The following is a 13,874-nucleotide window of genomic DNA, read 5'->3' on the forward strand; positions in this document are numbered from 1 at the left end:
GCGGCTCACAGACGCTCGATGATGCCCGCCGCGCCCATGCCGGTACCGACGCACATCGTCACCATGCCGTACTTGTAGTTGCGGCGGCGCAGGCCGTGCACCACGGTCGCCGCACGAATCGCGCCGGTCGCGCCGAGCGGATGGCCCAGTGCGATCGCGCCGCCGAGCGGGTTGATCTTCGACGTATCGAGGCCGAGGTCCTGGATCACCGCGAGCGACTGCGCGGCGAACGCCTCGTTCAGCTCGATCCAGTCGAGGTCGTCCTGCTTCAGGCCCGCGGCTTTCAGCGCGGCCGGAATCGCTTCCTTCGGGCCGATGCCCATGATTTCCGGCGGCACGCCGCGCACCGCGAAGCTGACGAAGCGCGCGAGCGGCGTCAGGTTGAACTGCTTGAGGATTTTTTCCGACACGACGATCAACGCGCCCGCGCCGTCCGACGTCTGCGAGCTGTTGCCGGCCGTGACCGAGCCTTTGTTCGCGAACACCGCGCGCAGCTTCGCGAGGCCTTCCATCGACGTTTCCGCGCGCGGACCTTCGTCGAGCGACACCTCGCGCGTTTTCACGTTGATCTCGCCGGTCGCGAGATCGGGCACGCGATCGACGATCGTGTACGCGGCGATTTCGTCGTTGAATTCGCCGGCTTGCTGCGCGGCCATCGCGCGGCGGTGCGATTCGACCGAGAACGCGTCCTGCGCTTCGCGGCTGATCTTCCAGCGCTCGGCGACTTTCTCCGCGGTCAGGCCCATGCCGTACGCGATGCCGACGTCTTCGTTGCGATCGAAGATATGCGGCGACAGCGACGGCTTATTGCCCATCATCGGCACCATGCTCATCGATTCGCAGCCGCCCGCGATCATCGCATCCGCCTCGCCGACGCGGATGCGGTCCGCGGCCATCGCGAGCGCGGTCAGACCCGACGCGCAGAAGCGGTTCACCGTGACGCCGCCGACCGTGTTCGGCAGACCTGCCAGCAGCGCGCCGATCCGTGCGACGTTCAGGCCCTGCTCCGCTTCCGGAATCGCGCAACCGACGATCGCGTCTTCGATCACGCCGGTGTCGAGGCCGGGCACCTGAGCAACGGCCGACCTGATCGCGTGAACCAGCAGCTCATCCGGACGTGTGTTCCTGAACATGCCGCGCGGCGCCTTGCCGATCGGCGTACGGCTTGCGGCGACGATATATGCGTCTTGCAATTGCTTTGCCATTTGGGAATCTCCTTTGTCGACCAGAGTTGGCCAAAGCTCTTACTCTGGTCCCATGCACGTTGTGCGGTCGCCGCTTAGTTGCGCACCGGCTTGCCGGTCTGCAGCATGCCCATGATCCGTTCCTGCGTCTTCTGCGTGCCGAGCAGCTCGACGAACGCGCGACGCTCGAGTTGCAGCAGCCATTCTTCGTCGACGAGGCTGCCCGCTTCGACGTCGCCGCCGCACACCGCTTCCGCGATGCGGCTCGCGATCAGGAAATCATGCTCGCTGATGAAGCGGCCGTCGCGCATGTTGACGAGCGACGCCTTGATCGTCGAGATCGCCGAGCGGCCCGCGACCGGCACCTGGGTCGCGCGCAGCGGCGCACGGTAGCCCGCCGCGGCGAGCGCGCGCGCTTCCTTCTTCGCGACGTCGAGCAGTTCGAACACATTGAAGACGATCGTGTCGGAAGGCTTCAGGTAGCCCATCGCGCGGGCGTCGAGCGCGGAAGCCGACACCTTCGCCATCGCCGCGTTCTCGAACGACTTCTGCAGGAATTTCAGCAGATCGCTCGTCGCGCCGACCTGGCTTGCCGCTTCGGCCGCGCGCAGCGCCGCTTCCTTCAGGCCGCCGCCGGCCGGCACGAGACCCACGCCGACTTCGACGAGACCCAGATAGCTCTCGATGTGCGCGACGCGCTTCGCGCTGTGCAGTGCGAGCTCGCAGCCGCCGCCGAGCGCGATGCCCGAGATCGCCGAAATCACCGGCACGTTCGCGTACTTGACGCGCAGCATGCCCTGCTGGAAATTCCTCACGAACGGCTCGATGCCCTTCGCGCCGCCCATCATGAACGCGGGCATCGCTTCTTCGAGGTTCGCGCCCGCCGAGAACGGACCGCCCGGCGTGCCGAGCTTCAGCGATGTGGGCTGCCACACGACGAGGCCCTTGTAGTCCTTCTCGGCCAGTTCGATCGCCTGCGTGAGCCCTTCGATCACCGCCGGTCCGATCGTGTTCATCTTGCTCTTGAACGACACGATCAGCACGTCGTCCTCGCCCGCGCGATCGTCGACCCATGCGCGCACCGCATCGGTCTCGAACAGCGTCTTGCCGTAGGTCTTCGGATCGGCGCCGGTTTCGCCGACGAGCGGCGCGCGGAACACCTGCTTGCGGTACACGTCGAGCGACGAGCGCGGCACGAAGGTCTGCGTGGCCGGCGACCATGAGCCTTCGGCCGTGTGCACGCCGCCCTTCTCGTCAACCGCGCCTTCGAGCACCCACGACGGCAGCGGCACGTTGGCGAGCGCCTTGCCCGCCGCGATGTCTTCCTGCACCCATTCGGCGACCTGCTTCCAGCCGGCCGTCTGCCAGCCTTCGAACGGACCTTCGTTCCAGCCGAAGCCCCAGCGGATCGCGAGATCGACGTCGCGCGCGTTGTCGGCGATCGATTCCAGATGCACGGCGATGTAGTGATAGACGTCGCGGAAGATCGACCACAGGAACTGCGCCTGCGGGTGCTGCGTTTCGCGCAGCAGCTTCAGACGCTCGGCGGCCGGACGCTTCAGGATGCGGCCGACGAGTTCGTCGGCCTTCCCGCCGCCGTCGACATACTCGCCCGTCTGCGGGTCGAGCACCTTGATCGCCTTGCCTTCCTTCCTGTAGAAGCCGCCGCCGGTCTTCTGGCCGAGCGCGCCCTTCTGCACCAGTTCGGCGAGCACGGCCGGCGTTTCGTAGACCGGCAGAAACGGATCGTCCGGCAGCGTGTCCTGCATCGTCTTGATCACGTGCGCCATCGTGTCGAGACCGACCACGTCGGCGGTGCGGAACGTCGCCGACTTCGCGCGGCCGAGGCGCGCGCCGGTCAGGTCGTCCACTTCATCGAAACGCAGGCCGAACTTCGCGGCTTCGGCAATGACCGCAAGGATCGAGAACACGCCGACGCGGTTCGCAATGAAGTTCGGCGTATCTTTCGCGCGCACGACGCCCTTGCCGACCACGCTGGTCAGGAAGGTCTCGAGCTGATCGAGAATTTCCGGACGCGTCGTCGCGGTCGGGATCAGTTCGACCAGATGCATGTAGCGCGGCGGATTGAAGAAGTGCACGCCGCAAAAGCGCGCCTTCAGCTCGTCCGCGAAACCTTCGGACAGTGCGGTGATCGACAGCCCCGACGTGTTGGTCGCGAAAATCGCGTTCGGGCCGATGTGCGGCGCGACCTTCTTGTACAGGTCGTGCTTCCAGTCCATACGTTCGGCGATCGCTTCGATCACGACGTCGCACTCGGCGAGCTTGTCGATGTCGTCGTCGTAGTTCGCGGGCTGGATGTATTGCGCGTCGTCCTTCACGCCGAACGGCGCCGGCGACAGCTTCTTCAGATTTTCGATCGCCTTCAGCGCGATCCCGTTCTTCGGGCCTTCCCTGGCTGGCAGGTCGAACAGCAGCACGGGCACCTTGGCGTTGATCAGGTGCGCGGCGATCTGCGCGCCCATCACGCCGGCGCCGAGCACGGCTACCTTGCGAATGATCAGATTGCTCACGTCGTTTCTCCGGAGAGTTGTGCGATGGCGCGAAGCGTCAGCCATGCTTCGCGCGATGTGTGTGGCCTCGCTCGATGTGCGAGCGTCAGAACAACGCTTCTTCGACGTCCATCATCGGCTTCGAACCGGCGCGCGCCTGGCGGATCGTCATCGCCGTTTCGGGCAGCAGCTTCGCGAAGTAGAAGCGCGCGGTCGCGAGCTTCGCCTTGTAGAACGGATCGCCCGACGCCTGTTTGTCGAGCGCGATACGAGCCATGCGCGCCCAGAAGTACGAGAACACCAGATGGCCGACCGTGCGCAGATACGGCACGGCCGCGGCGCCGACTTCGTCCGGGTTCTGCATCGCCTTCATGCCGATTTCCATCGTCAGTTTCTGCACCTTTTCGCCGATCTCGGCGAGCGGGTTCACGAACTCCTGCATCTCCGGCTTGATGCCTTCGGCTTCGACGAATTCGGCGACGAGCTTGCCGAACTTCTTCATCTTCGCGCCCATGTCGCCGAGCACCTTGCGGCCGAGCAGGTCGAGCGACTGGATGCCGTTGGTGCCTTCATAGATCATGTTGATGCGCGCGTCGCGCACGTACTGCTCCATGCCCCATTCGGCGATGAAGCCGTGGCCGCCGTAGATCTGCATCGCGTGATTGGTGCCTTCGAACGCGTTGTCCGACAGGAACGCCTTCAGGATCGGCGTGAGCAGCGCGACGAGGTCGGCGGCTTCCTTGCGCTCGGCTTCGTCGGCGTGCGACAGCTCCTTGTCGATCTGCAGCGCCGACCAGTACGAGAACGCGCGGCCGGCTTCGGCGTAGGCCTTCTGCGTGAGCAGCATGCGGCGCACGTCCGGATGCACGATGATCGGATCGGCGGCCTTTTCCGGCGCCTTCGGGCCGGTCAGCGAACGCATCTGCAGCCGCTCTTTCGCGTACGTGAGCGAGTTCTGATATGCGACTTCCGTGAGACCGAGGCTCTGCATGCCGACGCCGAGACGCGCGGCGTTCATCATCACGAACATCGCGTTCAGACCTTTGTTCGGCTCGCCGACCATCCAGCCCTTCGCGTTGTCGAGATTGATCACACAGGTCGCGTTGCCGTGGATGCCCATCTTGTGCTCGATCGAACCGCACTTCACGCCGTTGCGCTCACCGGGCTCACCCGCTTCGTTCGGCACGAACTTCGGCACGATGAACAGCGAAATCCCCTTGGTGCCCTTCGGCGCATCCGGCAGACGCGCGAGCACGAGGTGAACGATGTTCTCCGCCATGTCATGCTCGCCGCTCGAAATAAAAATCTTCGTGCCGCTGATCGAGTACGAGCCGTCGCCGTTCGGCTCGGCCTTCGAGCGCAGAATGCCGAGGTCGGTGCCGCAATGCGGCTCGGTCAGACACATCGTGCCGGTCCAGACGCCTGCGACGAGCTTCGGCAGATAGCGCTGCTGCAGTTCCGGCGTGCCGTGCGCGTGCAGGCATTCGTACGCGCCGTGCGACAGGCCCGGATACATCGTCCACGCCTGATTCGCCGAGTTCAGCATTTCATAGAGCGCGTTGTTGACGAACGCGGGCAGTCCCTGGCCGCCGAATTCCGGGTCGCAACCGAGCGCCGGCCAGCCGGCTTCGACGTATTGCCGATAGGCTTCCTTGAAGCCCTTCGGCGTGGTCACGACGCCGTCGCCGGCATACGTGCAGCCTTCCTGGTCGCCGCTGTGGTTGAGCGGGAACAGCACTTCGGAGCAGAACTTGCCGGCTTCCTCGAGCACCGCGTTGATCGTGTTGGCGTCGAGTTCGGCGTGCTTCGGCATTTGCCGAAGTTCGGCCTCGACGTTGAGCAGTTCGTGCAACACGAATTGCATGTCGCGCAGCGGCGCGGCGTACTGTCCCATGACTCTCTCTCCCTGGTTTGACAAAAAGCCAGGCCGTTGGCCGGGTCCGCGGTCGGACCTTCTGCGCCGCGCGTTTCCGGTAGATTCCGGCGACGCCGCTAACGGCTTTCGCTTTGATACGAATTAATCAGTTTTTCCAGCGCGGCCCACGTGAGACGCACCGCATCCGGCAGATGCAGAAAGCGCGCGTCGTGATGCAGGCCGAGCGTGACGCTGTACAGTTCGAACAGCATCAGCTGCGGGTCGGTATCGGCGCGCAGATGCCCTTCTTCCATCGCTTGCGAGATCGCACGCGTGAGTGCCGCACGCCACGTCGTCACGCTCGACACCAACTGCTCGCGCACCTGGCTGTCCGCGCGGTCGTCGTATTCGACGGCGCCGCTGATGTAGATGCAGCCGGTCGTGACTTCCTGAATGCGTTTCTCGATCCAGCGGGAAATCATCGCGCGCAAGCGCGGCAGACCACGCGGCTCGCGCAGGCTCGGGAAAAACACCTCTTCTTCGAAACGGCGGTGGTATTCGCGCACGACCTCGATCTGCAGATCCTCGCGCGACCCGAAATGCGCGAACACACCGCTCTTGCTCATCTGCATGCGCTCGGCCAGCAGACCAATCGTCAGACCTTCCAGTCCGTCTCGGCCTGCCAGATCGAGTGCTGCGTCGAGAATCGCGGCTCGGGTTTGTTCGCCTTTTCGCATAGCTGTTTTACCGTTCTAATGTGACCGAATTGAAAATCGAACGGCCGTACTATTATTGAGTGCTTGCCGTCCGCGAAACAAGGACTTTATTAGAAACCGGTTTCTAACCGGCTTCTAATTTTGCGGCTTTCGACCATCAGATCAATCAGATTTTTAGAGGCGTTTGCCTTGACTCGATGGTTGCCGATCGGCGCGCGCGTGTTCTCGCGCGTGTTCTATTTCTTTGCCCCGGCTCGCTGGCGCCGATTGATGGCCGACATGATGCGGCAAGCGCGGGCTCTCGTGCGAGCGGTATTAGTCGTAGCCGCCGACCGTCAGCAGCTTCATCGCGACGCGGTAGCTCGTGTACGCGATCCAGCTCAACGCGCGCACGCGCGCCGGTCGCGATTCGTAGTGCGCTTCATCGATTGGGCGCGCGTCCGTGAACGCGTCGAGAATCGCGTCGCGCAGTTTGGGGATCGACGGATCGTTCACGAGCACGACGTTCGCTTCATTGTTCAGCATCAGGCTGAGCGCATCGAGATTCGACGAACCGACCGTGCCCCAGTTCGAATCGACCACCGCGACCTTGCCGTGCAGCAGCGTCTTCTCGTATTCGGCGATCTGCACGCCTGCGCGCAACAGCGCGTGGTACAGGAACGGCACGGCGTAATCGAGCGCCTTGAACTCCTTGCGCCCGATGATCAGCTTCACGACCACGCCGCGCCGCGCCGCGAACACCAGCGCGCGACGCAGCTTGCGTCCCGGCATGAAGTACGGATTCGCGAGCAGGATTTCATGGCGCGCCTGGCCGATCGCGGCCAGATAAGCTTTTTCGATCGCGCGGCGGTTGATCAGGTTATCGCGCGCGACGAATGCGACGCACGGCTCGCCGCCGGCCCACAGTGCCTCGTTGCGGCGTCGCCGGCGTCTGCGCAGACTGCCAAGCGAGTTGGCGTCCTGCGACGACAGGTCGGGCTTCATCGAATCGAGCGGCCGATGGCCGACGCGAATCCGCCGCCACTGCACGTCGATCGCATCGCGCACGTCGGCGACCACCGGCCCGCGCAGCTCGACCGCGAAGTCCCAGCGCCGGTACGGCAGCTTCTCGCCGTTGTTCTCGTAATCGTCGACGATATTGATGCCGCCGCAATACGCGATCTGATCGTCGATCACCGCGAGCTTGCGGTGCGTGCGCGAAAAGCCGAAGCGGCCGAACAGATGCGGGTTGTAGATGCGATGCTCGATGCCGCTGGCCGGCCATTGCTCGAACATCTTCAGGCGCGCGGTGCCGACGCCATCGGTGATCACGCGCACTCTGACGCCGCGCGCGGCAGCGCGAAGCAGCGCCTCGCTGACCGCGTGGCCGGCTTCGTCGTCGCAGAAGATATAGGTTTCGAGCGCGACGTTGTGCTCGGCCGCGTCGATGCGCTCGATCAGCGCGTCGAAGAAATCGTCGCCGGAGCGCAGCAGCTCGACCTCGTTGTTACTGGTGAAGCGGTAGCGCTGCCAGTAACGACGGCCGAGCAACGTGTGCCGCAGACGCGCGAAACGGCCCGAGCCGCCTGCGCTCACTGGCCACGCTCCCCGGCCAGCGGGCCGGATTGCGGATCGACCGGGCGTGCGGCGAGCCGCCGCGGCAACTGCAGGATCGCATCGGCATTCGACGACGAAAAGCAGCGCGATGCGGCCTCTTCATATGGCAGCCACATATACGCGGTGTGTTCGCGCGGCGCGAGCGTCACGTCGATGCACTCGGGGACCTGCAGGCTGAACCAGTGCTCCGTGTTGTAGAGCACGCCCGCTTCGTAGCGGTAACGAAATTCCGGGTAGATCTCGTAGTCGATCGAGTAGTGCCAGTCGAACAACCCGCTGCGCGGCACCAGTGCGCCGCCGATCATGATGCCGGTTTCCTCGCCGACTTCGCGCACCGCCGTGTCGGCGAGCGGTTCGTCGAGCCGGTCTTTCGAACCCGTCACCGACTGCCAGAACGCCGCATGATCGGCGCGCTCGAGCAGCAGCACGTCGAGCGCAGGCGTATGAATGATGACGAGGACGGACTGCGGAATTTTCGGCGGTTTCGGCATGGCTCAAACTGGGCGCGACGATACGCGCGGTACATGTCGGATGACGGTCGAAAGGGTCTGGAAAGCGGTGGCTTCACTGTAACGCAAAAAATGAAAAAGGCGCTGAGGTGGAGATCACCTCAGCGCCTTTTCGTTTCGCTCGTGTGGTTTTTTTGCGGCCGCCGGCTCGCTGGCCGGCACACGCAAGACCGCTTGCCGGCCGCGCGCAGCGGCCGCGGTTTTATGCCTTCGGTTCCGGCGTACGCAGACGGATGTGCAGCTCGCGCAGCTGACGCTCGTCGACTTCGCTCGGTGCCTGCGTGAGCAGATCCTGCGCGCGTTGCGTCTTCGGGAACGCGATCACGTCGCGGATCGAGTCGGCGCCGGCCATCATCGTGACGATGCGGTCCAGGCCGAACGCGATACCGCCGTGCGGGGGCGCGCCGTATTGCAGCGCGTCGAGCAGGAAGCCGAACTTCGCCTGCGCTTCTTCCGCGTTGATCTTCAGCGCGCGGAACACCTTGCTCTGCACTTCCTCACGGTAGATACGCACCGAGCCGCCGCCGATTTCCCAGCCGTTCAGCACCATGTCGTAGGCCTTCGCGAGGCAGCGCGCGGGGTCCGTTTCGAGGTACTCGAGGTGCTCGTCCTTCGGGCTCGTGAACGGGTGATGCGCGGCGACGTAGCGGTTGTCTTCCTCGTCGTATTCGAACATTGGAAAGTCGACGACCCACAGCGGCTTCCAGCCGGACTCGACGAGGCCGTTGGCCTTGCCGAATTCCGAATGACCGATCTTCAGACGCAGCGCGCCGAGGCTGTCGTTGACGACCTTCGCGCGATCCGCCGCGAAGAAGATGATGTCGCCGTCTTGTGCGCCGGTGCGCTCGATGATCGCCTTCAGCGCTTCGTCGTGCAGGTTCTTCACGATCGGGCTTTGCAGACCGTCACGGCCCTTCGCCGTTTCATTGACCTTGATCCATGCGAGGCCTTTCGCGCCGTAGATGCGCACGAATTCCGTGTAGCTGTCGATGTCGCCGCGCGACAGCTCGCCGCCCTTCGGCACGCGCAGCGCCGCGACACGGCCGTCCTTCGTGTTGGCCGGGGTGCTGAACACCTTGAAGTCGACGTCGCGCATCGCATCGGTCAACTCGGTGAACTCGAGCTTCACGCGCAGGTCGGGCTTGTCCGAACCGAAGCGGCGCATCGCTTCCGCGTATTCCATGACCGGGAATTTCTGGTCGAGCTCGACGCCGATCGTCGTCCTGAACACGTGACGGATCATCGCCTCGAACAGATCGCGGATTTCCTGTTCCGACAGGAACGAGGTTTCGCAGTCGATCTGCGTGAATTCCGGCTGACGGTCGGCGCGCAGGTCTTCGTCGCGGAAGCACTTGGTGATCTGGTAGTAACGGTCGAAGTTCGCGACCATCAGCAGCTGCTTGAACAGCTGCGGCGACTGCGGCAGCGCGAAGAACTGGCCCGGGTTCGTGCGCGACGGCACGAGGTAGTCGCGCGCGCCTTCCGGCGTGCTCTTCGTGAGCATCGGCGTTTCGATGTCGATGAAGCCCTGCTCGTCGAGGTATTTGCGCACTTCGATCGCGACGCGGTAGCGCAGACGCAGGTTGTGCTGCATCTGCGGACGGCGCAGGTCGAGCACACGATGGGTGAGGCGCGTGGTTTCCGACAGGTTGTCATCGTCGAGCTGGAACGGCGGCGTGACCGACGCGTTCAGCACGATCAGCTCGTGGCACAGCACTTCGATCTTGCCGCTCTTCAGCGAGGCATTGGTCGTGCCTTCCGGACGGCCGCGCACGATGCCCTTGACCTGCACGCAGAACTCGTTGCGCACGCCTTCGGCGACCTTGAACATGTCAGCGCGATCCGGATCGCAGACGACCTGAACGAGCCCTTCGCGATCGCGCAAGTCGATGAAGATGACGCCGCCATGGTCGCGGCGGCGGCTTACCCAGCCGCACAGCGAGACGGATTGGCCCAGCAGTTCCTCGGTCACCAGACCGCAGTATTCAGATCTCATCGACATGATGTTTGTCTTTCGTTTTGCATTGGTTGAACGGCGCGCCGCAGACGATCCTGCATGAAGCGTTGCGCGCCGGCATTAGAGCGGGGGCTCGACGGTGGCGCGGCGCACCGGCGCCGGCGGTGGCGCGGACGGCGCCACGACGCCCATCGAGACAATGTACTTGAGCGCAGCGTCGACCGTCATGTCGAGCTCGATCACTTCGCTTTTCGGCACCATCAGGAAGAAGCCGGACGTCGGGTTCGGCGTGGTCGGCACGTATACGCTGACGTAATCTTCCTTCAGATGGTTGGCCACGTCGCCGCCCGGGATGCCGGTCAGAAACGCGATCGTATAGGACCCGCGGCGCGGGTACTCGATCAGCAGCGCCTTACGGAATGCATTGCCACTGCTCGACAGCAGCGTGTCGGACACCTGCTTCACGCTGGTGTAGAGCGGGCCGACCACCGGAATGTGCGCGACCAGCAGTTCCCACCACTTCACGAGCTTCTGCCCAATGAAGTTCTGCGTCAACAGCCCGACGACGAAGATGAACGCGAGCGTGAGCACCGCGCCGAGGCCCGGCAAGCGATAGCCGATCGTGCGTTCCGGCTGCCACGAGGTAGGCAGCAGCAACAGCGTCTGGTCCATCGTGCCGATGATCAGGCCGAGCACCCACAGTGTGATGGCCAGAGGCACCAGCACCAGCAGGCCGGTCAGAAACACCGATTTGAGCGTGAATTTCTTCGTCGTCATGTGTACCGCCAGAAAGCTGCGCGGGCCGAAGCCCATGCGCGGTAGATACGCCGCCCGCGCGGGGCGGCAGTCCCACTAGGCGCTGCTGGAACCGCTCGGGCTCGTGGCGGCGGGCGCCGCGGGCACGGCAGCCGATGCAGCCGGGGCAGCGGCTGCGGCCGGCTCGGACTTCGCTTCCGACGCGGCCGGCGCGCTCGTGCCGCTGCGGAAATCGGTCACGTACCAGCCGGAGCCCTTCAACTGGAAGCCGGCGGCGGTGAGTTGTTTGCTAAAGGTGTCTTTTCCGCACTCGGGACACTGCGTCAACTGGGGGTCGCTCATCTTCTGGAGCACGTCCTTCCCGAAACCGCATGACCCGCAACGATAAGCGTAGATCGGCATGATCCTCTCTTACTCCAAATGCCTACTGAAATCTTGTAAACGCTTGCAAAGCCTTGAATTATAGCCGCAAACGATGTCCGTTCCCCGGATTTCGGGAAGCGGACGCACGACGCGCCCGCCACCGCGCCAGATGGGGACGCCCCCCGGACCTCTCAAGAGCGGCGCGCGTGGCGTTAGCCGCGACGCCGCCAGGTGAGCCAGCGCTCGCGTCCGGCGAATACGGCGATCGAGTCGTCGACCGCTTCGTCTTCGACCAGCTCGAAGTGTGGCGTGAGCAGCGCATCGAGCTCGCCGCGTTCGACGCCGAACGGCGGCCCTTTCGGCGTCGCGCCGATGAAAAAGATGCCCGCCAGCAACCCGCCGGCCGGCAGCAGTTTGGCCATGCGCTGCGCGTAGTCGGCGCGGCGCGCCGGCGGCAGCGCGCAGAAGAATGCGCGCTCATAGATCCATGCCGGTGCGAACGGTGGCGCATAGGTGAAGAAATCCGCCTGTTCGACCAGCGATGCATGCGCGCCGAGCTGCTCGCGTGCGGCCGCCACGGCGGCTGCCGCGAAGTCGATCGCGCGTATCGGGTTGCCCTGGCGCGCGAGCCATACCGCTTCGTGCGCGCTGCCGCAGCCTGGAATCAGCACGGCCACGTCGCGGTGCCGTTCGGCGAACGCGCGAAACGCGGACGGCACGCCCGCCTGATCCCACGGCGTGAAATGGCGCTCGAAGCGTTCGTCCCAGAACTCGGGCGAGTCGGGATCGTGGGTTGCGAAATCGGGCGCGGCGGGTTGGCTCGGATCGCTCATCGGAATCTAACCTCCATAAGCCAGTACCAGAAACGCACGCGCCAGCATCGCGCCGACGCCGACCGCCACGCCGAACAGCAGCAGGCCTTGCAGCAGACGGTTGGTGCGCTTTTGCTCGAGCAGGATCTGGCTGATCACGTCGTCGTTCGCGCCGCCCACCGGATGATGGCGCTCGGCCAACATGTTATGGACGAGGCGCGGCAACTGCGGCAGCGTCTTGCTCCACTGCGGCGCCTCGATCTTCAGACGCTCGTACCAGCCGCGCAAGCCGATCTGCTCGTTCATCCAGCGCTCGAGATAGGGCTTCGCGGTCTTCCACAGATCCAGTTCGGGATCGAGCGAACGGCCTAAGCCTTCCACGTTCAGCATCGTCTTTTGCAGCAACACGAGCTGCGGCTGGATCTCGACGTTGAAGCGCCGCGACGTCGAGAACAGACGCATCAGCACCTGGCCGAGAGAAATGTCCTTCAGCGCGCGATCGAAATACGGTTCGCAGACCGCGCGGATCGCGCTTTCGAGCTCCTCGACGCGCGTGCTCGGCGGCACCCAGCCGGACTCCAGATGCAGCGTCGCGACGCGATGGTAATCGCGCTTGAAGAACGCGAGGAAGTTCTGCGCGAGGTAGTTTTTGTCGAAGTCCGACAACGCGCCGATGATGCCGAAGTCGAGCGCGATATAGCGGCCGAAGTGCGCGGGATCGAGGCTCACCTGGATGTTGCCGGGGTGCATGTCGGCGTGGAAAAAGCCGTCGCGGAACACCTGCGTGAAGAAAATTTCGACGCCCTCGCGCGCGAGCTTCGGGATGTCGACACCCGCCGCGCGCAACGTATCGACCTGGCTGATCGGCACGCCGACCATGCGCTCCATCACGAGCACCGTGGGCGTGCAGAACTCCCAGTACATCTCGGGCACGAGCAGCAGGTCGAGCCCCAGGAAGTTGCGGCGCAACTGGCTGCCGTTGGCGGCCTCGCGCATCAGGTCGAGTTCGTCGTGCAGGTATTTGTCGAATTCGGCGACCACCTCGCGCGGCTTCAGGCGCTTGCCGTCGGCCCACAGACGCTCGGCCCATAGGGCGATGTCGCGCAACAGCGCGAGGTCGGAATCGATCACCGGCAGCATCTTGGGGCGCAGCACCTTCACCGCGACCGCCTTGCCCGCATGCTGGCCGGCCTTCACCTTCGCGAAGTGGACCTGGGCGATCGACGCGCTCGCGACCGGGACCCGCTCGAAATCGTCGAACAGCACGTCGACCGGCGCGCCGAGCGACTTCTCGACGAGCGCGATCGCGACCGCCGAATCGAACGGCGGCACCTGGTCTTGCAGCTTGGCAAGTTCGTTGGCGATATCGACCGGCAGCAGATCGCGACGGGTCGACAGCACCTGGCCGAACTTGACGAAGATCGGCCCGAGGCTTTCGAGCGCGAGCCGCAGACGCACGCCCGGCGGCGCATCGAACTTGCGACCAAGCGTCGTGATGCGCAGCAGCAGACGCACGCGCCGGTCGTTGATGCGGCTCAACATCATTTCGTCGAGGCCGAAGCGGATGACCGTGAAAAATATCTTGAGAAAACGCAGAAAACGCATGGCTGGGCCCG

Annotated in this window: 11 protein-coding genes; all 11 read right to left on the minus strand. The window is 64.4% G+C overall.

The window, feature by feature from the left end; all coding sequences use genetic code 11:
- Window positions 1-5: 5 nt before the first annotated feature.
- The gene (locus OKW35_RS06865; RefSeq protein WP_429356586.1) at window positions 6-1,205 is read right to left on the minus strand and encodes an acetyl-CoA C-acyltransferase; all 1,200 of its coding nucleotides are present in this window, start codon (window positions 1,203-1,205) and stop codon (window positions 6-8) included.
- A gap of 74 nt (window positions 1,206-1,279) precedes the next feature.
- On the minus strand, window positions 1,280-3,715 hold the full coding sequence (locus OKW35_RS06870) for a 3-hydroxyacyl-CoA dehydrogenase/enoyl-CoA hydratase family protein (protein ID WP_429551557.1): 2,436 nt from the start codon (window positions 3,713-3,715) through the stop codon (window positions 1,280-1,282).
- Between the two features lie 85 nt (window positions 3,716-3,800).
- Window positions 3,801-5,588 (minus strand): acyl-CoA dehydrogenase C-terminal domain-containing protein, encoded by a 1,788-nt coding sequence (locus tag OKW35_RS06875; RefSeq protein ID WP_184062398.1) that lies wholly within the window; start codon window positions 5,586-5,588, stop codon window positions 3,801-3,803.
- Window positions 5,589-5,686: 98 nt separating this feature from the next.
- Complete coding sequence (locus OKW35_RS06880) at window positions 5,687-6,286, minus strand: TetR/AcrR family transcriptional regulator (RefSeq protein WP_090803011.1); 600 nt, start codon at window positions 6,284-6,286, stop codon at window positions 5,687-5,689.
- A gap of 294 nt (window positions 6,287-6,580) precedes the next feature.
- Complete coding sequence (clsB, locus tag OKW35_RS06885; RefSeq protein ID WP_429551558.1) at window positions 6,581-7,840, minus strand: cardiolipin synthase ClsB; 1,260 nt, start codon at window positions 7,838-7,840, stop codon at window positions 6,581-6,583.
- Window positions 7,837-8,352, minus strand: a complete 516-nt coding sequence (gene nudB, locus OKW35_RS06890; protein ID WP_090803007.1) for a dihydroneopterin triphosphate diphosphatase — start codon at window positions 8,350-8,352, stop codon at window positions 7,837-7,839. The genes clsB and nudB overlap by 4 nt, the downstream gene beginning before the upstream one ends.
- A 220-nt stretch (window positions 8,353-8,572) precedes the next feature.
- The gene (gene aspS / locus OKW35_RS06895) at window positions 8,573-10,372 is read right to left on the minus strand and encodes an aspartate--tRNA ligase (protein ID WP_429551559.1); all 1,800 of its coding nucleotides are present in this window, start codon (window positions 10,370-10,372) and stop codon (window positions 8,573-8,575) included.
- Window positions 10,373-10,447: 75 nt separating this feature from the next.
- On the minus strand, window positions 10,448-11,104 hold the full coding sequence (locus tag OKW35_RS06900) for a DUF502 domain-containing protein (RefSeq protein WP_026225597.1): 657 nt from the start codon (window positions 11,102-11,104) through the stop codon (window positions 10,448-10,450).
- Between the two features lie 75 nt (window positions 11,105-11,179).
- Entirely contained in the window at window positions 11,180-11,485 is a 306-nt protein-coding gene (locus OKW35_RS06905) for an FmdB family zinc ribbon protein (RefSeq protein WP_184062406.1), read from the minus strand.
- A gap of 173 nt (window positions 11,486-11,658) precedes the next feature.
- Window positions 11,659-12,279 (minus strand): thiopurine S-methyltransferase, encoded by a 621-nt coding sequence (locus OKW35_RS06910; protein ID WP_429551560.1) that lies wholly within the window; start codon window positions 12,277-12,279, stop codon window positions 11,659-11,661.
- A gap of 6 nt (window positions 12,280-12,285) precedes the next feature.
- Complete coding sequence (gene ubiB, locus OKW35_RS06915; protein WP_429551561.1) at window positions 12,286-13,863, minus strand: ubiquinone biosynthesis regulatory protein kinase UbiB; 1,578 nt, start codon at window positions 13,861-13,863, stop codon at window positions 12,286-12,288.
- Window positions 13,864-13,874 lie beyond the last annotated feature (11 nt).

This window comes from Paraburkholderia sp. MM5477-R1, assembly GCF_050436385.1.
GTDB classification, from domain to species: Bacteria; Pseudomonadota; Gammaproteobacteria; order Burkholderiales; family Burkholderiaceae; genus Paraburkholderia; species Paraburkholderia tuberum.